This window comes from Alkalibacillus silvisoli (genome assembly GCF_039521975.1).
GTDB classification, from domain to species: Bacteria; Bacillota; Bacilli; order Bacillales; family Alkalibacillaceae; genus Alkalibacillus; species Alkalibacillus silvisoli.
This window is the reverse complement of sequence record NZ_BAAACZ010000018.1, coordinates 37716-59031: the sequence shown is the minus strand read 5'-3', so window position 1 is coordinate 59031 and position 21316 is coordinate 37716. Positions and strand designations below refer to the sequence as shown.

20 protein-coding genes are annotated in these 21316 nt (G+C 38.1%); 3 read left to right on the top strand and 17 right to left on the bottom strand.

What is annotated here, in order from left to right:
* Positions 1-7 precede the first annotated feature (7 nt).
* The 8 genes from ABDZ63_RS11080 to ABDZ63_RS11045 form a co-directional block, all read right to left on the bottom strand.
* A complete protein-coding gene (locus ABDZ63_RS11080; RefSeq protein ID WP_343783587.1) occupies positions 8-1552 on the bottom strand; it encodes a YtxH domain-containing protein in 1545 nt (514 codons plus the stop codon).
* Positions 1553-1674: 122 nt separating this feature from the next.
* Positions 1675-3087 carry a vWA domain-containing protein gene (locus ABDZ63_RS11075; RefSeq protein WP_343783586.1) on the bottom strand — a complete coding sequence of 471 codons (1413 nt, stop codon included), beginning with the start codon at positions 3085-3087 and terminating at the stop codon, positions 1675-1677.
* A 26-nt stretch (positions 3088-3113) separates the two neighbouring features.
* A complete protein-coding gene (locus ABDZ63_RS11070) occupies positions 3114-3317 on the bottom strand; it encodes a hypothetical protein (RefSeq protein ID WP_343783585.1) in 204 nt (67 codons plus the stop codon).
* 19 nt (positions 3318-3336) lie between these two features.
* Positions 3337-4272, bottom strand: coding sequence for a type II secretion system F family protein (locus tag ABDZ63_RS11065; RefSeq protein ID WP_343783584.1), 936 nt, complete (start codon positions 4270-4272; stop codon positions 3337-3339).
* Between the two features lie 4 nt (positions 4273-4276).
* Positions 4277-5203: a type II secretion system F family protein gene (locus ABDZ63_RS11060; protein WP_343783583.1), complete on the bottom strand. Its 927-nt coding sequence runs from the start codon at positions 5201-5203 to the stop codon at positions 4277-4279.
* Positions 5194-6543 carry a TadA family conjugal transfer-associated ATPase gene (locus ABDZ63_RS11055; RefSeq protein ID WP_343783582.1) on the bottom strand — a complete coding sequence of 450 codons (1350 nt, stop codon included), beginning with the start codon at positions 6541-6543 and terminating at the stop codon, positions 5194-5196. The genes ABDZ63_RS11060 and ABDZ63_RS11055 overlap by 10 nt, the downstream gene beginning before the upstream one ends.
* A gap of 12 nt (positions 6544-6555) precedes the next feature.
* Complete coding sequence (locus tag ABDZ63_RS11050) at positions 6556-7704, bottom strand: CpaE/TadZ family protein (RefSeq protein ID WP_343783581.1); 1149 nt, start codon at positions 7702-7704, stop codon at positions 6556-6558.
* 17 nt (positions 7705-7721) lie between these two features.
* Complete coding sequence (locus tag ABDZ63_RS11045; RefSeq protein ID WP_343783580.1) at positions 7722-8405, bottom strand: CpaB family protein; 684 nt, start codon at positions 8403-8405, stop codon at positions 7722-7724.
* Positions 8406-8836: 431 nt separating this feature from the next.
* Between ABDZ63_RS11045 and ABDZ63_RS11040 the strand changes: the two genes are divergently transcribed.
* Positions 8837-9166: a TIGR04104 family putative zinc finger protein gene (locus ABDZ63_RS11040; protein ID WP_343783579.1), complete on the top strand. Its 330-nt coding sequence runs from the start codon at positions 8837-8839 to the stop codon at positions 9164-9166.
* A gap of 36 nt (positions 9167-9202) precedes the next feature.
* Here ABDZ63_RS11040 and ABDZ63_RS11035 read toward each other — a convergent pair whose 3' ends face one another.
* From ABDZ63_RS11035 to ABDZ63_RS11015, 5 genes are all read right to left on the bottom strand, one after another.
* Entirely contained in the window at positions 9203-10192 is a 990-nt protein-coding gene (locus ABDZ63_RS11035) for an ABC transporter ATP-binding protein (RefSeq protein ID WP_343783578.1), read from the bottom strand.
* Positions 10143-11207 carry an ABC transporter ATP-binding protein gene (locus ABDZ63_RS11030; RefSeq protein ID WP_343783577.1) on the bottom strand — a complete coding sequence of 355 codons (1065 nt, stop codon included), beginning with the start codon at positions 11205-11207 and terminating at the stop codon, positions 10143-10145. The genes ABDZ63_RS11035 and ABDZ63_RS11030 overlap by 50 nt, the downstream gene beginning before the upstream one ends.
* A 13-nt stretch (positions 11208-11220) precedes the next feature.
* Positions 11221-12114 (bottom strand): ABC transporter permease, encoded by an 894-nt coding sequence (locus ABDZ63_RS11025; RefSeq protein WP_343783576.1) that lies wholly within the window; start codon positions 12112-12114, stop codon positions 11221-11223.
* On the bottom strand, positions 12114-13070 hold the full coding sequence (locus ABDZ63_RS11020; RefSeq protein ID WP_307067134.1) for an ABC transporter permease: 957 nt from the start codon (positions 13068-13070) through the stop codon (positions 12114-12116). Before ABDZ63_RS11020 ends, ABDZ63_RS11025 begins: the two co-directional genes overlap by 1 nt.
* Before the next feature lie 72 nt (positions 13071-13142).
* Complete coding sequence (locus ABDZ63_RS11015) at positions 13143-14714, bottom strand: ABC transporter substrate-binding protein (protein WP_343783575.1); 1572 nt, start codon at positions 14712-14714, stop codon at positions 13143-13145.
* A gap of 339 nt (positions 14715-15053) precedes the next feature.
* On the opposite strand from ABDZ63_RS11015, the gene ABDZ63_RS11010 reads away from it, so the two are divergent.
* Positions 15054-16145 (top strand): carbohydrate kinase, encoded by a 1092-nt coding sequence (locus ABDZ63_RS11010; protein WP_343783574.1) that lies wholly within the window; start codon positions 15054-15056, stop codon positions 16143-16145.
* On the top strand, positions 16146-17057 hold the full coding sequence (locus tag ABDZ63_RS11005; protein WP_343783573.1) for a pseudouridine-5'-phosphate glycosidase: 912 nt from the start codon (positions 16146-16148) through the stop codon (positions 17055-17057).
* A 78-nt stretch (positions 17058-17135) separates the two neighbouring features.
* Here the strand turns inward: ABDZ63_RS11005 and ABDZ63_RS11000 are convergent, their stop codons facing one another.
* The 4 genes from ABDZ63_RS11000 to ABDZ63_RS10985 all read right to left on the bottom strand — a co-directional run bounded on the left by ABDZ63_RS11000 (position 17136) and on the right by ABDZ63_RS10985 (position 21271).
* Positions 17136-17747: a hypothetical protein gene (locus tag ABDZ63_RS11000; protein ID WP_146813706.1), complete on the bottom strand. Its 612-nt coding sequence runs from the start codon at positions 17745-17747 to the stop codon at positions 17136-17138.
* Between the two features lie 150 nt (positions 17748-17897).
* Complete coding sequence (locus tag ABDZ63_RS10995) at positions 17898-18464, bottom strand: DUF3231 family protein (RefSeq protein WP_343783572.1); 567 nt, start codon at positions 18462-18464, stop codon at positions 17898-17900.
* A 63-nt stretch (positions 18465-18527) separates the two neighbouring features.
* Positions 18528-19613, bottom strand: coding sequence for an alanine racemase (locus tag ABDZ63_RS10990; protein WP_343783571.1), 1086 nt, complete (start codon positions 19611-19613; stop codon positions 18528-18530).
* A gap of 20 nt (positions 19614-19633) precedes the next feature.
* Positions 19634-21271, bottom strand: a complete 1638-nt coding sequence (locus ABDZ63_RS10985) for a CocE/NonD family hydrolase (RefSeq protein ID WP_343783570.1) — start codon at positions 21269-21271, stop codon at positions 19634-19636.
* Positions 21272-21316 lie beyond the last annotated feature (45 nt).

The following is a 21316-nucleotide window of genomic DNA, read 5'->3' as shown; positions in this document are numbered from 1 at the left end:
TGAGTTATTAACCACTAAAAAATGAAGTAACCTTAGAAACTCCAGACTTAGCCATTTCCTTTGCGCTATTTGCTGCTTTCTTATAACCTTCAACTACTTGCTCGCCAGCACTTACAACGCCATCATAACCTTTTTTAATAGCTTTATTAGCTCCCTCTTTAATTCGACGACCTGCACTTGTATGATTAATAGAAAATGTTGTTACTAACCCTACTGCTAGCCCTGCTCCAGCTCCAACTATAGTTCCTATTGGTGTAGCTACACTCCCCATTGCTGCCCCAGCAAACATACTTGAAGCGACAGATCCTGCTATAGCCCCTGTTGCTGCAGATGCCACCCCGACTCCTGCCTCAGTAGTTAGATCTGCAGCAAAGTCTGTAGTTCTTAACCCTGACCAATTTTGAAAACCACTTGAATGTTCATAAACTGGTTCAGCAGCTGTTAAACCTAGTCCAACAGGTCCTCCAAGTGTCGCAGAGTTTGATAGTCTCCAAAAATCTTTATTAAAAATATTTAATGAGCTATTTATAGCATTTCTAGCTGATTGAGTAACACTATTGGATGAACCTCCTAAGCTTTTGTCTGCTAAAAACTGGTTGTAAGTTTCTTGGTTTATATGTCTGGATTGGGGTCCAAAGGTGTGCTGTACACCGTTATTATTAAATGTTCTATATCGGTTATAAAACGAATTTGCAACTGAATTATTTAACTGGTTTTTGCCAGTAATTGAGTATCTCCCATTCCCTAAGTCCCTAAAATCAAAGTTAGCATAATTGGCCACTAAACCTTGTGCTATATCATCTGCAGCAGTTATCACTTTACCAGCATTATCCAAAGTGTTTGATAAACCAGGAACCCAGCTCGATTGCTGTATTTTTCGGTCACTTCTTTGAGGGTTCAAAAATGTTCCTACAGTTCCATTTCTATAACCTATACCTTCTTGGTAAGCTCCTTCCCAATTATTCAAGGAACCCCTTTCATACGTAAGACTCGCATCCAGTATTAGGTTTCCACTGCCTAACTCATTCCCACTTGTAGTTTCTCCATATATTGAATTTCCGCCTTCAAAGAACTGGCCTGACTCGACACCATGACCTCCACCAGTAGCTTCCCCTGGTCCAACAGGGTTTCCATTACCAGCATAATTACCTGTTTGAGTATGATCGCCTCTAGCAGGATCTCCGGGCGTTGTTTGATTTCCGTATGCTGGGTCTCCAGGTTGAATGTTGTTACCCGGGCTAATAAATAATCCGTTATTAGGTTGGTAAGGCGCATTCGGGATTAAAAACTTACCATCCCGATAAGCATTCCCGCCAATTATTGGTTCACCAGATCTCAAGCCTTCACGACGTTCTAAAAAACCTCCAGCTTCAATTCCTTCCCCGTAGTCATATACATCACCTGGAACAATAAACTCTCCTACTTCAATATGATCACCTGGAGTAATTGGGTCTCCAGGTTTAATCGGATCCCCTGGTGTAATTGGATCTCCAGGTGTAATGGGTTGACCAGCACTAGCAACAACTATGAAAGGGAAGAAAACCCATAACATCAAAGATGTGATTAAGAATATTGATATAACTCTCTTCAACCGAGTAAACCTCAATTTCTTCACACAATACTTCTCCTCTCAAATTAAATTACTTTCAGCCCAATCCCTTTTCACCATCAGTACTAATCGACATTGGATTCAAATATTTCTTCTAACTGTTCTACAGCCTCTTCATAAGATGCTTCATTTAATTCATGTAGTTCATCATTGATTCTTTCAATCTCATCTGTGAGCCACGTATGGAATTCACGATTTTTTTCTCTAAGATAGCTAAACGATTCACGGTCAATTAAATCCCGTTCAGAATAAACTGAAAGTACACTATTAATCAGGTGGCGTTGAGTTGTTCTTGAAACCCTGTTCTGTGTCGTATAACTGAAAATTTCAAAATAATTTGATGACCTTACGCTACTCACTTCATAGCCTTCATACCTTTTCCAATCATCCCATGCTCGCGCGATTTCACTTACTTTATTTAACTCATCAGCTAACTCACTCTCGTCATTCGCTGTTTCAAAGATTCCTTCTACGGTATCTGCTATTTCCTTGAGGTGATTTTGCCCTTCACCATCAACATCAAACCCTATTACATTAATGATTGGTGTAATATTAGAATGATATAGTTCATCTGCTGCTTCCACTGGGTTCGTGTCACATGTTTCAATACCATCACTCACGAGATATACGATATTGGTATTAGTTTCTCCGTCAAACGATGATAGGTCTTCTTGCGCCTCTTTTAACGCTAGACCAATTGGTGTCCAACCCGCCGGCTGAACACTGCCTAAGGACTGTTTAAAATCCGATTCATTATACTGGTCAAAACCATATACTAACTCAGTACTCTCACATGATAATTGTTGATCTGAACTACTTGAAGACCCTTCATGGCCATACACTCTTAAAGCAACATTGGTCTCTTCTGGCAAGTTCTTCATAAAATTGGTTATAGCATCTTTAGCAGCATCCATCTTCACTTTTCCACTTACTTCTGCTGCCATACTTCCAGATGCGTCCAACAAAATAATGACATTTAAATTCTCTTTAAACTCATATCGCGTATCTCCAATATCAGGGTTTCCAAAAGAGTGGAACTTGAATTGACTGAGAACTTCTTCTGGCCCCTTAAAATCAAATTGAGCCTTTCTCAATAACTCTCTATAGAAGTAATCCAATTCTTCCTCTGACGGGTCTTCACTTAATTCTGGTAAATCACTAAAATCTTCATAAATTTCCTGACGTCTCTCTTCCCAACTCTTTCCTAGCTCATTGTACTGCTTGGCATTTTCCCCAACTTCTTGAGCAACAAGCTCTTCAAATGTACTTGGTATCGGGTCAACTTCTATTTCCTCTTCTTCTGATTCTTGCTCGTTTGATTCCTTTTCATCATCATTTTCCTCTTTGTTGTCCTCCTCTTCTTCTGCCTCTGCTTCAATTTCTATCGACTCTAATTCTTCTCCAGAGTTACTCGATTGAAAGCATCCCGATAATAAATATAGACAAATTACTGTTATAGCTATTAATCTAATCTTCATCTGTTACTTACCACCCTATTTACTTATTAACCTATCATTTCAGAAATACTTTCTATGACACTTGTAATTATTTCAGTAATTCCACTTTCACTATTACTAATAGCAGTTGAGATTATACCAAGAACTAAAATGACTAAAGCTGCGATCCCTAGCCATTCTAATGATTGAGCTCCCCTTTCATTTTGAACTGGTAACATCATTTTCCAAAAAAAGTTTTTGATTTTTTCCATTTAAGCCCTCTCCTTTTAATTAATTTAAAAATAATTGAAATATATTACGATTTTGGCTAAACATATTGATGATCATAAGACCACCAATTAATACTAATGACGAAGGCAATACTATAAACGTCGTAATTAATGTTACTTTTGGTGATGCTTTTGCTGCTTTTTCTTTAATTAATTCCTTCTTTATTTTTCTCATCTCTTCTGCCTGCTGATGAAATGTTTGCGAGATCGGTACACCTAACCTCTCACCTTGTATTAATGACTTAATGAGAATTTGGAATTCTTTGCTATCATTTCGAGATTGTAGTGTCCTATAAGCCTCATGTCTCGGAACACCAACGCTTACCTCTTGTAAGAATCGACCAAACTCTTCTTGGATTGGACCTTCAAAGTAAGGAACAATATCTCTTAAGGCTTGATTAAGGTTGACACCAGCCTGTAGAGTCACACTCATCGTGTCTAAGAAATCAGGAAGTTGAAACGATAGTTCTTCTTGCCTTTTTTTTGCCTTATTTTTCATCCAAACTATAACAATTGCATAACTAATTAGTGGGTATAAGACAACGCCTATTTCAGAAAAAGGTAAACCTAATAGCAAACCTATTCCTGCGAAAATCAAACCGATAATCATAAATAGTATTTTTAACCCTTGAAATCTATCAACCGTTAACTTATAAGGATAACCGGCTTTCATTAACCACTTTTTCACATCGTGGTCTTCACTATAGAAATTTATCCTTTTGCCTATATGTGAAAAATCATCAGCATACTCAAACATTTGAGATAGTAGCCTTTCTCTTCTAGACATTCTTTTTTTCATAATGTTACGTTTAACCGTCTGATCTTTTAGGTCTCTTCTTAACTGTTGCTTATACACTAAGTACTTATAAAGATTGATAAAACCTAGCCCTAAAAAGAACATGGCCATGACTAACAAAATGACAAACATCCCATCCATAACTTCACACCCTAATATTAGTTATTCTTCGGACTAGAAAGGCAGTTAGACCTATACCAGCAATAAAAATGACTAATAAAACTATGCCTATCCATGTAAAAAGTGGATCTAAAAAGCCATCTACAATGTTATTCATCATCAAAACTAAAAAAATAGGAATAACAGGAACTAAGTATGCAATATACTTTTGCTCAGCTGTCATAGTTTTAATTTCTTGTTGTAAAACTTTACGATTTTCTAAAGTTTGCCCCATCTCATCTAGGATTGTAGATAAGTTTCCACCTGCTTTTTTCTGAATTTGTATCGTTGCTGTAAATAACTTAAACTCTCGGTTATCAATTCTTTCTTCCATTGACTCAATAGCCTTATTAAACTCAACTCCTAAACTCAACTCATGTGCTAATCGTTTAAACTCATCTCTAGCAGGTTCGTTTACTTCTTGAGCAACCACATGGATTGATTGGTTAAGTGTTAAGCCAGAACGAGTTGAATTAGCCAGTACACGGCATATCTCAGGTAACTGTTCTGCAAACCTTTCCTTCATTTTATTTTTCCTCAATAGGAAAAGGACTCTTTTGCTTACACCTAAAATGATTAATGATAGTAACAGACTTAGAGTGAAATTAACTTGAAACATATTGGATAAGATCAATACTAACCCCATGAATGTGACAATTTGTGCAGCTATGAATTCTGACGGGGTTAGAGGAATGTTAGCTGATTTTAGCTTTTCATTCATTGGTTTGGCCAAATCCGTTTTGTCAAAACGATCTCCTAATAAAACAATAAAGCTTCGTCTTTGTTCATCAGGTTGGTATAAATCCGTTGTATACTTTCTAATTTGTTTTCGCTCTTTGCGAAAATCTAGATAATACATAATGGATATTACAAACATAAATGTTGCTATGACCGAAAGAATAATTATTGCCAAATTGGCACCTCACCTTCAGTTCTAAAGGCACTCTCTGGTATTCCAAACCCAAAAACTTTAAGCCTCTCCAAACATTGAGGAACATACCCAGTTGAAGTATAATAACCTTCAATCTCACCATTTTCCTTCATCCCTGTGCGCTTAAATACAAATATATCTTTAACTTGAAAGCTTCCATCATTACTTTTTTTCAATTCTGATATGGATACTACTTTTCTAGTACCATCAGTTAGTCTTGTCACTTGAACAATAATATCCAAAGCACCAACAACATACTCTCGAATGATCTTTGGTGGCAGCTCCAGTCCCGCCATTACCACCATGGCTTCTACTCTTCTTAAAGCATCATCAGTCGAATTAGCGTGAATAGTAGTTATTGAACCCTCATGTCCTGTATTCATCGCTTGAAGCATGTCAAACGCTTCTCCACCACGAACTTCACCAACGATTATTCGGTCAGGTCTCATCCTTAAAGCATTTCTAACAAGCTCTCGTATGGTAATTTCCCCTCTGCCTTCAAGGTTCGCAGTACGCGCTTCCATACCAACAGCATTCTCTCTGTCGATTCGTAATTCTGCTGAATCTTCAATTGTAACTACTCGTTCAGAATATGAAATTTCTGTAGCTAAAACATTAAGCAATGTTGTTTTACCTGAACCCGTACCTCCAGAGATTAAAATGTTCATTTTAGAGTTAACTAATGCTTCTAAGAAAGCAGCCATCTGACTATTAACCGTATTGAAATTTATTAGGTCATTCATTTGAAAGGGTTCTTTTCTAAACTTCCTAATTGATACAAGAGTACCGTGAAGGCTGACTGGTGAAATTACAGCATTTACACGACTACCATCAGGCAACCTAGCATCCACCATAGGTGAACTTTCATCAATTCTTCTACCAATTGGAGCTACTATCCGATCAATGACATGCCTTACATGATCATCATCGCGAAAAGACACTTGGCTCTTTTCTAGTTTCCCAAAACGTTCTACAAACACTTCATCGTAGCCATTTATTAGAATCTCTGTTATCGTGTCATCGTTAATTAGCGGTTCTAGTGGACCAAAACCAACTGATTCATCCAAAATTCTTGTAATTAGTAGATCTTTGTCTTGCCTTGGAATAATGACCTTCTCTTCAGACATAAACTGTGAGACCAATTGTTCAATCTTCAATCGCTTCTCACCATCATTCAAACTTGTTAAAGCCTCTAAGTTGGTGTCCTTTAGCAGTCTATTTTTATAATGACTGACTAAGTCTTCTATAAAATGAGCGTTTTCTGTATTTCTATTAGGTTCTTGCCTGGCTCTTCCAGTTCGCTTGTCAAATAATGATGCCACTCAAACACCCCCTTACTTTAAAACTGCTCTTGAGAATTTCCTTACATCCCGTGCAAAAGGGATTAGCTTTTCCTTTTGTTTCTTCCTAATGGGCTCTCCCTTATTAATAAAAGATTGCAAACCTTTATAATCCTTGCGAATAGTAGCAACAACAGGAAACCTCATTAGCTCTTTCAAATCTTTTATCTTTAACTCATTAGCCTTCGATACTTGGTTAATAATAATTTCCATGTTCGATTCCAAATTAATTCCAAGCCGTTCACAAAGCTCTTCATAATGCTTCAAAACTTTTAAAGATGGTGTTTCAGGTGAAAGTACATAATATATATAATCTGACTCCTCTAAAGCTGTAGCTACTAAACTATTAATTTGAGACGGTAAATCAATGACACAAAGGTCAAAAGATCGTCTACATGTACGCAATAAACGGCTTATAAATTGATCGTCTAAGTAATCAGTAGCTTCAGCGTCCCTTGGGCTAATTAAGACCTCTAAATTAGAGTACTGCTCTGTCTGAGACACATTCCGTATGTGACTCTCATTCAACTCTTGAATAACTGGCTTCAAATCTAATAATGATCGGTTTGAATCAATGGACATAATTGTTTCAATACCGCCGTATTGGATATCAAAGTCTATTAGAATAACTTCCGCAACAGACTCTAACTTTACTGTCTGTGCAAAAGTCGAAGCCAACAATGATTTGCCACTCCCTCCTTTACCGCTATAAAATGAGTAAATGCTGCCATTACTCTTTCCGAAAATCATAGTCTCATTTTGTTCAGATTGTATTTTTATTTGATAATTTTTTATAATGGTTGGCATCCGACTGATAAAGAGTGAAAGTTCATCTGGGAGAATAAAAAACTCCTCAGCTCCAGCTCGCGTAATATTCCGTAAAGTACTTATATCTGTTTCCTGACTTAAATAAATCACCAAGGATTGTGAGCTAATGTTCTTAACATACTGAATATGCTCTACAACATACTCATTGTCCGAATGTACGAATATAACAATATGTCTCATTTGTCGGTTAACTTCTCTTGAAACATCTTCAGAGCGAATAACTGTTATGCTTACTTCATCACGTTCTAATGAGTTTAGAATTTGGTTTGTAACACCTTCATTTTCACTAACTAATAAGATGTCTAACTTTTCCATAAGGTCATTCTCCTTACTTATTGATCTCCTTCCAAATTGTCAGGATCGTTATGTTCATTCTCCTCACCGATTTCAGGGAGTTGTTCATTTACTCCTACATTCGCTTTTATAATCCTTATGTGCTCTGCATAATTTTGAGCATGTATTAAATCAGGAGCTTCCTCAAAACTAACCTCAACGGCTATTCCTGAAAAATTTTCATTAGAGCCTTGAGCAAAGACAACCGGGACATCTGTCATGAAGACTTCCGTTACTTTATCTCCATCATCATTTTCATTAGAGACAATGATATCAACACGGTCTAATGCATCGATAACTTGATCAAAATGGATATTTTCAGTTCGATGTATTGCAATTAATCTGTTTTCATCATTTTGTAAGTTGGACTGAGGCTTCAGTACATTTTTAGTTATAAGATCTCCATCCTCTAAAGGAACAACTGAAACCCTATTATGTAACTGTTCAGAACTAGTAATGTGGCTATCTGTAACAAAACGGTTGGGGAGCTCCATAACTTTATAATTGTTTTCTTGAATTAATAGACGAGAAGGTATGTTGCCATTAGCAACGTATACTTCGGTCATACCACCTAGCTCTGAATTTAAGGCTCTAACCTTATCATAGACAAAGTAACCAGCACTAAGTGCGAGTATAAAAGCCAATATAAGGAAAATCATCGCCCTTCTCTTTGTTTCCAACATAGATATTCCTCACCTTCTCTTAGGAAAAAACACTATTATTTATATGACTACTGCTAAGGTAAATAACTTTGAACTCAATGCCATTACTGTCCTGCATACTGCTCTAAAAACAGTTATATTGGATTAGTATTATATGACTATTAATTTTTCTAATAATCTAACAATCTATATATCTAAAGTGGCTTATTCAGTGTCACTGTTGTATATTTCTTTTAAATTCCTAATTTTGTTACAGTGATGACTATAAAAGCAATAAAAGTGAAACAACCTATATAATTCCAATTGTTTGACAAACATTGTAACAAAGTTAGAATATTTTTCCATAATACTTTTTGACTACTCACCTATACTCAAAATCAACATAGTACAAATTTCCTAATTCTTGTAATTGGGAATATGATATAATGAAACTCACTTTTATATAAAGGGAAGTGTGGTTTGTGCCGATTTGTCAGCAATGTGAAACAAAGTGGTCGTGGTGGGAGACGAATAAAGTTTCTACTAAATTAGACACAAGAATGGTATGCCTTCATTGTCATGCACACCAGTATGCCTCTAAAAAAACGCTGAAAGTAACGGGGGGATTAACTTTACTTATTCCATTTATTATTATTGTTCCATCTATGATTTTTAAGATGACCTTATTAGACGCCATTGGACTTTCTCTTGCAGTTATACTTTCATTCTCGATCGTTTACCCTTTCATTTTAAAGTTAAGCAGTACTGAAGAGCATTTAGTTAACTGGGGGAAAATGAAATAAAGCCAGCCGTCAATTATTTATGACGACTGGCTTTATTTATTGCGCGGTATAGTGACAGGCCGCTAAATGGTCCTCCTTCACTTCTTCTAAAGCTGGATCAACTTGTTTACAATATTCTGTTGCAAGGGGGCAACGTGTATGAAAACGACATCCAGAAGGTACATTTAACGGACTAGGAACATCACCTTTAAGCTGAATTCTTTCTTTATTATTCTCTGTTATATCAGGAATTGCTGAAAATAAAGCTTGTGTGTAAGGGTGCGCTGGTTTCTCATATATGGAGTTTTCATCAGCTAACTCGACCATTTTACCTAAATACATCACACCTACTCGGTCGCTAATATGCTTAACGACAGATAAATCATGAGAAATGAAAATATAAGTGAGTTGGTGTTTCCTTTTAAGCTTTTGTAATAAGTTCAATACTTGCGCTTGAACGGATACGTCTAATGCCGAGACCGCTTCATCACATATAATTAACTTAGGTTGTACAGCAAGTGCTCTTGCAATACTGACTCTCTGCCTTTGCCCACCGCTAAATTCATGTGGATACTTCCAATAAGCTTCAGCCTTTAACCCGACTTCTTCAAGTAAATTTTGAACGTAGCTTTGCCGTTCTTTTTTAGGGACGATTTCATGAGTTGCTACAATTTCAGTCAACATTGCTCCTACTGTCATTCTAGGGTTCAATGAAGCGAAGGGGTCCTGGAATATAATTTGTATATCTTTACGTAACTTCCGTAACTGCTTACCACTCAGTTGAGCAATATCTTGACCTTCGTAAAACACTTCACCTGACGTTGGTTTTTGTAGTTGAATTAGTGCACGTCCCATCGTTGACTTACCACAACCAGACTCACCGACAATACCTAACGTTTCACCTTTTTTAACGTTAAAGGTCAAGTCATCGACGGCTTTGACTTGTTGTTTTTGTTTAAATAAGCCACCACCGACTTCAAAGTATTTTTTTAACCCTTTAACCTCTAATAGGTTGTCGGTCGACTGCTTCACTTGAGCTGTTGTCATTAGACTCCCCTCCTTCAAATGGTGTCATCTGTTGCCACTCACCTGAATACATCCAACAACGAACGGGATGGTCTTCTGTTCCTACTTCTTCTGGAGACTGAACGAAACACTCCTGTTTTGCAAAAGCACACCTAGTCGAAAAGCGACAACCAGATGGCATTTCATCCGGGTTCGGTACAGACCCTTTAATGACTGGTAGTTCTTCTGTTTTCCCTTGTAGCTTTGGAATTGATTCGATCAACCCTTGTGTGTATGGGTGTTTTGGGTTTTCAAATAACGACTTTGAATCTGTATATTCAATTACTTCACCTGCATACATCACGAGCACTTGGTCAGCCATTTCTGAAACGACGCCTAAATCATGGGTAATCATGACAATCGACATGTCTAAATCGGCTTTCAACTCATTTAATAAGTCTAATATTTGAGCTTGGATCGTTACATCTAATGCGGTTGTTGGTTCATCGGCGATTAATAATTTGGGATTACAGGCAAGTGCCATCGCAATCATGACACGCTGACGCATTCCTCCACTCATTTCGTGGGGGTAGTTATGAACTCGCTCACGTGGAGAAGGAATACCAACTAATTCAAACATTTCAACAACGCGTTCATAGGCTTCTTTTTTCGTTACATTACGGTGAATTCGGACTGCTTCTGCAATTTGTTTCCCTACTGTATGAACGGGATTTAATGACGTCATTGGCTCTTGAAAAATCATTGAGATCTCATTGCCACGTATTTTACTCATTTCTTTCATGGATTGGTTCGTTAAGTCTTGACCTTCAAATCGAATCTCACCTGAACGAATTCCCCCTGATTCTGGTAGTAGTCCCATAATTGAAAGTGAAGTTAAACTTTTCCCGCAACCTGATTCGCCAACGATACATAGTGTTTCTCCTTTTTGCACGTTAAACGACACACCATTTAAGATTTGTGTGAAGTTCTTTTTATTATTAAATCCAACTTCTAAGCCGCGGACTTGTAATTGGTATTCTTCGCTCGTATTTTTCATGACGTGACACTCCTTACTTCATCTTCGGATCTAACATGTCGCGTATGCCATCGCCGAACAAGTTAATTGATATGACGGTAATGAAGATTAATGCCCCTGGAAATAAAGCGATCCACGGAGCCGAATCTAAATAACCTTGACCGGTTGCTAACATGGAACCCCAACTTGGATTAGGTGGCTGAGTTCCTAAACCTAAATAACTGAGTGAAGCTTCGACGATTATAGCTGCGGCAATAGCAAGCGTTGCTTGAACCATAATTGGCGCAATTGTATTCGGTAAAATATGCTTTAGAATGATACTAAAATCACTAATACCTGAGGCCTTCCCCGCTTCTACATATTCTTTTTCACGATGAGCCAAAACTTCACCACGAATTAAACGAACAAAGTTAGGGGTTAACACTAAACCAATCGCAATCATCGCATTAGTTAACCCGGCACCTAATACCGCGGCTAGAGCTAATGCTAATACTAAAGCTGGGATTGAAAGCATGGCATCTGTCATTCTCATAATGATGTACTCATCTATAAAACCGCGGTAATAACCAGAAATTAAACCAACCGGAACTCCAATAATTAACGCAATGCCAACTGAGATTAGACCTGCTTGTAACGACACTTGCGCTCCATATATAACTCGGCTAAAAATGTCACGGCCTAGATTATCTGTTCCAAACCAATACTCAATACTTGGTGCTTGTAGGACAGCACTATAATTTTGTTCAGTTGGATCATGCGGTGCTAACCACGGCGCAAAAATAGCTGTAAATATTAATAGGAATGTAACGAAACCACCGAAGACGGCTAATTTATTTTGCAATAACCGTTCTAGCATTGTTTTAAGCATTCGCAGGCGAGGGCTTTGAACTTTGGGCTTTTGTACTGATAGGTTTTGAGATTGCTCCATTATTGTGACCCTCCTGTTAGCTTAATGCGTGGATCTAAGATTGAATATAAAACATCTGTTAAGAAGTTGATTAATATCACAGCTAAAGCCATAAACATAACGGCCCCTTGTAATACAGGGAAATCTCGCGTTTGAATTGATGTGACTAATAGTTGGCCTAACCCTGGAATATTAAAGATCTCTTCTGTAATGACCGTTCCGCCTAAGAAAGCAGCAAACTGTAACGCACTAACTGTAATGACCGGTAAAATTGAATTCCTTAAGGCATGACCATATACAACAGCTCGTTCAAGTAACCCTTTGGCATAACCTGTTCTTATATAATCTGACCCTAATACCTCTAGTAAACTAGAACGAAGCATACGGGTTAGTTCTGCTGATAGCCTCACACCTAAAGCAACAGCAGGTAGTAACATGTACCATAAACTTTGGGCGACATTTTCTGTAATAGGTACATAACCTGATGGTGGAAACCAACCGAGCGTGACAGCAAAAATAAAGATTAATAGAATACCTAACCAAAAAGGTGGTAATGACACGCCTGATAGTGCAAATAAGGTGGCTGATGAATCCCATAGAGTCCCCTTTCTTGTCGCACTAATGACACCTGCTGGAATTGCAATTAAAACAGCAATCGCAAACGACATGACTGTTAGCTGTAGTGTGATCGGAATCTTTTCAGCTAATAGACTCGAAACTTCAGTATTATCTCGAAACGATTGACCAAAATCACCTTGCAATAAGTCACCAACCCAAGCAAAGTACTGCATAACTAGAGGGTCATTTAACCCCATATCCTCACGCAATGCTTCTAAAGATTCGTCTGTTGCTTCCTGCCCTAAAATCATTAACGCCGGATCACCAGGTAGGACATTAACTAGTGAGAACACGATAATACTAACGAAAAATAATATAACGATCATTAAGCCTGCACGGCGAAGTAGAAATGAGAGCACCTTCACCCCTCCTGATTGTCTAAATTAGTGTAAAGCAAGGTGCTGCAATTGGCTGCAGCACCTTACCAACTTTTATTCAAGTGTTAAATCTGCCGGTCGAATTAATCCGTCTGGTACGTGATTGAACCCTTGAACGTTGTCTTTCATCGGTTTATAGTCATTTTCGTGATATAAGAAAATGTAAGGCGTTTCATCCCATAGAATCTCTGCTGCTTCGTGGTACATCTCTTGTCTTTCACTTTGATCAACAGTTGTTCTAGCATCTATTAGCAATTCATCTAACTGTTCATTAGAACTTCCTGTAAAGTTATACGTTTCATCTGTGTGGAACCAGCTATATGCATTACCATCTGGGTCTACTCGACCACTCCATCCAAGTCGAGCTATATCAAAGTCACCTTCATACATACGGTCTAAAATAGCACCAAACTCAACTTGCTCAATTTCAACGTTAAACCCAACTTCATCTAGCATCGACTTTAACATTTCAGAAAGTTGTTGCTCTGCTGGTGATGGGCTAACAGTTAACGTGAATGATAAATCCTCAACCCCTGACTCTTCTAATAGCTCCTGTGCCTTTTCAACTTCACGATCAGGCACTTCTAAGTCTGGATTGTTTGCCCAACTTGACGGTGCAAATGGACTAACTGCTGGTTCAGCGCCATTATGAAAGACGACTTCAGTAATAGCTTCACGATCTACTGCATAATTCATAGCCTGTCTTACTTTTTGGTTATCAAATGGCTCTCGGTCTGTATTTAACATTAAACCTTGGAAGCCGATTCCATCTTCTTCAGACATATTGATTTCTGGATTCTCTTCTAGTTGCTCAAGGTCTTTGTGAGCCACGCGATTCACGATATCTAGATCACCTGATACTAAGTTTGTAATGCGCGTATCTTCGTTGGAAAACGCATGATACTCTAAGTACTGATAATCTGGTTGATCACCCCAGTAATCATCGTGACGCTCGAACTCTAAATGGCTTTGAGCTGTACGGTCAACGAACTGAAATGGTCCTGTACCAACGGGTTCGTTAGACAAATCAATTGACTCATCTTCAGCCGCTTCAGGCGAAACCATTTGACCTGCTCGGTGAGATAGTCCAGATAAGAAAGGAGCAAACGGTTCCTCTAGCTCAACGACAAATGTATACTCATCCTCTACTGACATTTCTTCAATTAACCTTAAGTCCGAAGCATTTGGCGAACCAAGATCTTCATCTAAAATTCGTTCAAAGTTATACTTTACTGCTTCAGCGTTAAAATCTGCTCCATCGTGGAAAGTGACACCTTCTTGTAAATAAAATGTATAAGTTAAACCATCCTCTGAGACATCCCAATCTTTAGCAAGTCCAGGGATAGGGTCTAAGTTTTCATCTACATTAATTAGCGTTTCATAAACAGCTTTGAAAATTTGACTCTCTACTTGTGCAGTGGATAAGTGAGGGTCTAACAACGGTGGATCATCATCTAAACCAACAACTAAAGTGTCTTCCGCATCGTTATTTGTTAAATCTTCTGGCTCTTCTTCTCCACCAGCTGCCTCATCATTTTGATCGTTACCACCACAAGCAGCTAGTACCATAAGTAAAGTTAATAATAGTGTTGTTAATAGCTTTTTAGAATACATTTGATCGTCCATATAAGTTCCTCCTAGGTTTTAATAAAGTCATAAGTCTGAAATAAAATCGCTAATGTCATTTTCCACACGTACCAACTCCTCTGAACTTTTGAAATAGTTAGATAATTTAAATTTAAAATCCATTTTACTTACTTAAACCACAAAGTCAATAACATTTTGATAGGTTTTTATATGTAATCGCTATCATTTTGTTGCTCATTTATGAAAACCCTTTCATATTGTTATTTTAGACCTAAGCATATTTGTCTATTAACCATTTACAAACAAAAGTTTAAGTGATAAACTTTTGTTATAATAAATTGATAGCGATTTCATTTATTGAAAGTGGAGGGTTCAAAAATGGAAAAAGAACAACAAATTTTAAATTTTATAAAATTAAACCCTTACATCTCACAACAAGAGTTAGCTGATGAAGTCGGTCTCTCGCGTCCAGCGGTTGCCAACTATATTAAGAGGTTAATTGCGTCTGGTGACATTAAAGGACGAGCCTATATTTTAAATGACCACAGTGGAGTTACATGCATTGGTGGAGCTAACGTTGACCGTAAGTCACATGCTTTGCAAGACGTTAGAATGGAGTCGTCTAACCCTGTTATAACTGACGAATCTCTTGGCGGTGTAGCAAGAAACGTCGCTGAAAACTTAGTCAGACTAGACTTAAAGCCGACTTTGGCTACTTTTGTAGGTCAAGATAAAGAAGGTGCTTGGTTAACGGAGTCAGCTTACAAAATCGGAATAGACACAAGCGAAGTTACTACCTTACCTCAAAGCCGTACAGGAACTTATACAGCGTTGATCGACCGAGATGGTGAACTCGTTGTATCTATGGCAGATATGGAGATTTACAACAAAGTATCTGAGCAGTTAATTGAGCAAAAATGGCAACAATACGCACGCTCTGATGTAATCTTTTTAGATACTAATATTTCTGAAAGTGCTATCCATGCAGTAATAAGACGTTCTAAAAGTAATCAGAAGCCATTATTTTTAGACCCTGTCTCCTCAATTAAAGCGAAAAAGCTACCTGAAGATTTATCAGGTGTGCACACGATTATTCCGAACAAGGAAGAAGCCGAGGAACTGTCAGGTATTACAATTAATAGTGCTAATGACTTGGGGAAAGCTTGCCATGAGTTACTGCGAAGAGGCGTTAAGCAAGTTGTCATCACTTTGGGTGAAGAGGGCATTTATTATTGTTCTAATGATGAAGAAGGTAGGGTTGAAGCTATTCGTACAGAAGTTGCTGACGTAACCGGAGCTGGTGATGCGTTCACTGCTGGTATTATTTATGGTTTTATAAATGGTCAGTCGTTGCAACAGGCTTGTCGTTTCGGACTAGCGTGCGCAACGTTAACACTTCAATCAAATCAGTCTTGTTCAGAAGACTTATCAACAGAGAAGATTAATACTTTATTAAAGGAGTTGTCGTAAATGGAACAATTTTTATCATACACAAAAGAAGTACAAGAGGCTTTACAAAATAAACAACCTGTCGTTGCTCTAGAATCAACGATTATCTCTCACGGGTTACCATACCCGCAAAACTTAGAAATGGCTCGTAAAGTTGAAGAAATAATCCGTGAACAAGGGGCAGTACCTGCTACGATCGGCATTATGGATGGCGAGATAAAAATCGGTTTAACAGAAGAAGAATTAAATGATTTTGCTACGAGTGAAAATGTTCATAAGGTGAGCCGTCGTGACTTCGCTCATGTTATTGCACAACGAGAGCTTGGGGCAACGACTGTTGCTGGGACGATGATTGCAGCTGAACTTGCAGGTATTAAAGTGTTTGCCACTGGTGGAATTGGTGGTGTCCATCGTGAAGGTGAAATCACTTGGGACGTTTCAGCAGACTTAACGGAATTAGCACAAACGAATGTCGCTGTCGTTTGCGCTGGTGCTAAGTCAATATTAGATATCGGTCGAACGTTAGAATATTTAGAGACGCATGGGGTTCCGGTTATTGGTTACAAAACAAACACATTCCCTTCATTCTATTCTCGAGTAAGTGAATTCGGTGTTGATTACCAAATCGATCAACCAGAAGCAGTTGCTAAGTCACTAAAAACTAAATGGGACTTAGGTCTTGAAGGTGGCGCTATAATTGCTAACCCAGTGCCTGAACACGCTGCATTAGACTATAATAAAATTGAAAATGTCATTCAAGAAGCGATCACAGAAGCGAAAAATAACAACATTACCGGTAAAGAAGTAACGCCGTTTATTTTAGATAAAGTGAAAAGTTTAACAGATGGCCAAAGCTTAGAAACGAACTTAGCTCTTGTTTATCATAACGCTGAAGTGGCTGGTTTAATCGCTAGTGCTTATCAAGAAAATTAATCAATCTTTCAATAATTTTATAAAACAAAAGTGAGTGAAAACCACATTAGGTTCACTCACTTTTGCATTTATAATTAATTATTGTACACTTAATGCTTCCCCATCTTCTGTCTCAAAGATAAACGATTTCCCTCTGAGATCTTCTTTGTTTACTTGTAAATACTGACGAGGCATTTCATAGTCTTCTGGGTCACGATAATCCTTAGGCTCATCGTGTATTCCAACAACAACACGAACAACATCATCATCTTCTAATACCATTCGTTGAGCACGCAAATCATAGCCTAAATATTCTTCATCCCCAATTTGATATAACAAGATATCATACTCATCAAAGTCAAACACATCTGTTACATCACTTGGATGGTCATCTTCTGTATATAACCAAACCCCTGCATTAGGTTGTCTTTCAGGTGAACCAAATGTAAACCAAACTCTTGTGAATTCTAATGTGTCTTCGATTTCAGAAGGTGCAACAGCTTGAGTTGAATTATCATCTTGATCTTTATCAGCTGTAGTTTCCTCTTCTTCATTCGTTTCTGAATCTATGTTGTCTTCATTTTCAGATACACCTTCACTTTCTTCTTGTGTATCTTCATCTGTTCCATCATCCGAGTCGCCTAGACAAGCTGTTAAAATAAATAAAAATAGGCAACTAAGTATTAAGTAAAACCATTTTTGTTTCCCCATATTAATCCCCACCTATTTATTTTTTCTATTAAAGAGTATACCACTGAACTTAATGTTGTAAATAGTTGGAAAGGCCTTTTTTTAACTGTATAGCAAAATAAACAAACGAATATCTTCCCTAGAAGATATTCGTTATTATGATCAGTGTACTTAATTATTTTCTGGATCTGGACTCCCAGGAGGTCTATACGCTGGCGGCACCTTTAGCCAACCGCGTTTTTTCATCATTTCTTTTGCACTAAATCCTAAAGAAAATTTATCTATTTGAAACTTTAAAAACATTAACCCTAAGTCTGTTCTTAAACATTGACTAGCTGAGGCTGCACACATATCCCCTGCATAAACGAAATTTATTGATAAAGTATTCATTAACTCTTCATCACTCATCCTCGCACCCACTGGTACACTTCTCGGATCTGATATGGGCTTATGAGCTGGTGATGAGGCTATTGGGATTCCTTCATTTCTCATAAGTGTCGTCATTTCTTTAATGTGTGAGTTTGCTACGTCATAAGCATCATTAATAAACTTTTTAACATCCTTATCCAATGTCATATTTAGCCCAACTTCTTCATAAGCAATAATACTTTCAACAAAAGCTAAGTATGTCCAACAAGCCATCGCTTCTCCAACATGAACAGGGCCTTTACTATTATCATTAAGTTCCTTTAACACTTTAACTGATGCTTCAATCCACTTACCATAACTACTTGCCAAAATATACACCCCCAAATTCTGTATTTATAGCTTGAGAATTTAGGGGTGATTTATTCGTTATTTTTATTTCAGACCACCACGCGCATCAACTGGCCAATTGTTTACCACTTCGTTTTCATTACAAACGACATACTCATGAAATAAGTTAGCTACTACGCAAGCATGGTTTGGGATGATTTCGACTGTATCATTAACTTCCAACTCACACTGTTCATCTATTGGAATGACACCATGCTCTTCAGACAGCCTTTCAATAACTAAACTTGGGTAACCAATGACATGACCAAACCCGACAACACTTTCGTTACCATGTGCTCCTTTTTCAAGTGACAATGATTTGCTTCCTGCATCAATCACTATACGATCAGAATGTTTAGCAACAACCGTGGCAAGTACAGTTAAAGCACAATCTTCAGGTTGAGCTACACCTAAACCAACTTGAACCATATCATAAAAGATCGCATTCCCTGGTCTAATTTCAGTTACACCCTTAACCTTACCTGCATCCATGAACGTTGGGGTAGCACCAACACTTCGATGCCGAATACGGATCCCTTCAACTTCACACGCTTTTGCACTCTTTACAACACTTTCTGCTTCATACTTGGCTATACTTTTCCGTTCTTCATTTGACTTAGCACCGTAAGAATGGCCAGCATGAGTATATAAACCAGTTAATTCAAGGCCTGGAAGTGCTGCTATATACTTGGCTAGGCTAACTGTCTCTTCACCTGGCTCGACACCACAACGGTTCAACCCAGAATTCACTTTAATCCATACTTCTAGCACTTCACCTTCAAATGTGTCACTTAAAGCTTTTGCGCCGACCTCAGAGTCAACGCTAGCAATTATATTAGCTCGTTTAGTTAACTCTTTTAAACGGTTTGCTTTTTGTTTATTAGTAATTGGATAGGCAATAAAAATATCTTCAATACCACCATCGATCATAACTTCAGCTTCATCCAGTTTAGCAACGGTTACCCCAACCGCTCCTTCTTCAACTTGCCTTTTAGCAATATGGACACTTTTATGTGTTTTAATGTGAGGGCGTAATGCAATGTGTTGTGATTGGGCAAAACCAACCATACTCATTAAGTTACGCTCCATTGTATCTTGTTGTATTAATAAACTTGGCGTATCTAAGTTCATCCTTCAATCACCTTTTCTGTTTATCTTTTAATAATCGGCAATACGACAGAAGATGGATACTGCTCCGAGTGGTAGACCGTTTGATTCGCCACTTTCACCTCAGTCGTTTTACCTAATTCATCTCCTGTATTTAAGTTGCAGTCATACTTCGGAAAAGCACTTGATGCGATTTCAATTCGGATTTGATGACCTTTTTTAAAGACGTGTGACGTATTCCAACAGTCGACTTCCACTTCGTAAACTTCACCTGGGGTCATTAGTTCAGGCTTGTCAGTGCCGTTACGGAAACGGCCGCGAACGAGCCCGTCTGTTAAACGTTGGGCAAAACCACTCGGCCTTACATCTAGTAATTTGACCGTAAAGTCAGTATCTTTCGCATCAGTTGATACGAATAAATTTGCTTTTACTGGCCCTGTCACCTCTAGATCGTCTTCTAATACGTCACTTGTATAAACTAGTACATCATCTCTTCTTTCAATTGAAGAGTAGTCATCTGGACCACCAATTTGGTGTGATACCATTTCAGTGATGAATGGTACCGGGTTGGCTGGGTCATAAGCGTACTGGTCATAATCCGCCTCACTCTTAGCTGGACCACTCGCACTTAAAACACCATCTCCAAAACGGCTATTTGCCTTGCCACCACTATGTAAGTAAAATTTGGTCCACTTCGTATTTGGTAGAGGCCACGTTTTTTCTTGTCTCCACTTATTTTCTCCCATTACGAAAATTTCGACGGGCTCCTTCTTAGTGAACCCTTGGTCAATTCCTTTTAAGTAGTAGTCAAAAAAGCTTCGCTGATAGTCATTCATATTAATTAGCGATTCTTCTCCAAAGTCTAGGTCACCTAGTTTGGTTGATTTGTTAAGTTGATGTGGCCAAGGACCCATTAACAAATGTTGATCAGACTTGCCTGCTTCAACCATGCCTTGGTAATTTAATGGCGTCCCGATTTGTTCATCATCATACCAACCTGAAATATTTAAGACTGGTACGTCAATTTCATCAAAACGGTGCTGATAAGCGATATGTTTCCAATAGTCATCAAAGTATGGATGCTCAATTTCTTCACGCCACTGCTCGGAATACCATCCTGTCGGTAAATCCATATCGACATAAGGTAACGTCCAGTAAACCTTTTGCCAATCAACTAAATTAATATTTTGCATAACACGACCTCGCGTCATATATAACCAACAAATATGCATCGGATTTGGTAATCCCGTTGGCCATTCAACAAAAGGATCTGACGGTGTTACTAGTGGAACCATCGCTTTAAGTGATGGAGGTTGCTCTAATGCGGTTAGCCACTGAATGCGTCCTAAGTATGAGCCTCCAAGAGTACCAACATTTCCGTCACACCACGTTTGGCTTGCGACCCATTCGATGACGTCATAACCGTCAACACCATCATTGCGGTAAGGGACGAACTCTCCTTCTGAATCTCCACGTCCTCTAACATCAACATTAATGACGTGATAGCCATGTTCAGCGAAGTACTCACCTTGCAAATGTTGCTGTTCTCGCGTTTTTCCATAAGGTGTTCTTACAACGATCGCTGGGTATACACCTTGTTCTTCTGGTTGATAATGATCTGCTGATAATAACACTTCGTCCCTTAAAGGGATCTTTATATCTCTTTTAACACGGTAACTCATCCAAACCCTCCTTATAAATTATATTTCGTTATTCGAATAAAATAT

Bases quoted from the DNA above. Each gene is read 5' to 3' on its own strand.
- ABDZ63_RS11080 (WP_343783587.1), bottom strand. From the start codon at position 1,552: ATGTTATGGGTTTTCTTCCCTTTCATAGTTGTTGCTAGTGCTGGTCAA.
- ABDZ63_RS11075 (WP_343783586.1), bottom strand. From the start codon at position 3,087: ATGAAGATTAGATTAATAGCTATAACAGTAATTTGTCTATATTTATTA.
- ABDZ63_RS11070 (WP_343783585.1), bottom strand. From the start codon at position 3,317: ATGGAAAAAATCAAAAACTTTTTTTGGAAAATGATGTTACCAGTTCAA.
- ABDZ63_RS11065 (WP_343783584.1), bottom strand. From the start codon at position 4,272: ATGGATGGGATGTTTGTCATTTTGTTAGTCATGGCCATGTTCTTTTTA.
- ABDZ63_RS11050 (WP_343783581.1), bottom strand. From the start codon at position 7,704: ATGGAAAAGTTAGACATCTTATTAGTTAGTGAAAATGAAGGTGTTACA.
- ABDZ63_RS11045 (WP_343783580.1), bottom strand. From the start codon at position 8,405: ATGTTGGAAACAAAGAGAAGGGCGATGATTTTCCTTATATTGGCTTTT.
- ABDZ63_RS11035 (WP_343783578.1), bottom strand. From the start codon at position 10,192: ATGACAACAGCTCAAGTGAAGCAGTCGACCGACAACCTATTAGAGGTT.
- ABDZ63_RS11030 (WP_343783577.1), bottom strand. From the start codon at position 11,207: ATGAAAAATACGAGCGAAGAATACCAATTACAAGTCCGCGGCTTAGAA.
- ABDZ63_RS11025 (WP_343783576.1), bottom strand. From the start codon at position 12,114: ATGGAGCAATCTCAAAACCTATCAGTACAAAAGCCCAAAGTTCAAAGC.
- ABDZ63_RS11015 (WP_343783575.1), bottom strand. From the start codon at position 14,714: ATGGACGATCAAATGTATTCTAAAAAGCTATTAACAACACTATTATTA.
- ABDZ63_RS11010 (WP_343783574.1), top strand. From the start codon at position 15,054: ATGGAAAAAGAACAACAAATTTTAAATTTTATAAAATTAAACCCTTAC.
- ABDZ63_RS11005 (WP_343783573.1), top strand. From the start codon at position 16,146: ATGGAACAATTTTTATCATACACAAAAGAAGTACAAGAGGCTTTACAA.
- ABDZ63_RS11000 (WP_146813706.1), bottom strand. From the start codon at position 17,747: ATGGGGAAACAAAAATGGTTTTACTTAATACTTAGTTGCCTATTTTTA.
- ABDZ63_RS10990 (WP_343783571.1), bottom strand. From the start codon at position 19,613: ATGAACTTAGATACGCCAAGTTTATTAATACAACAAGATACAATGGAG.
- ABDZ63_RS10985 (WP_343783570.1), bottom strand. From the start codon at position 21,271: ATGAGTTACCGTGTTAAAAGAGATATAAAGATCCCTTTAAGGGACGAA.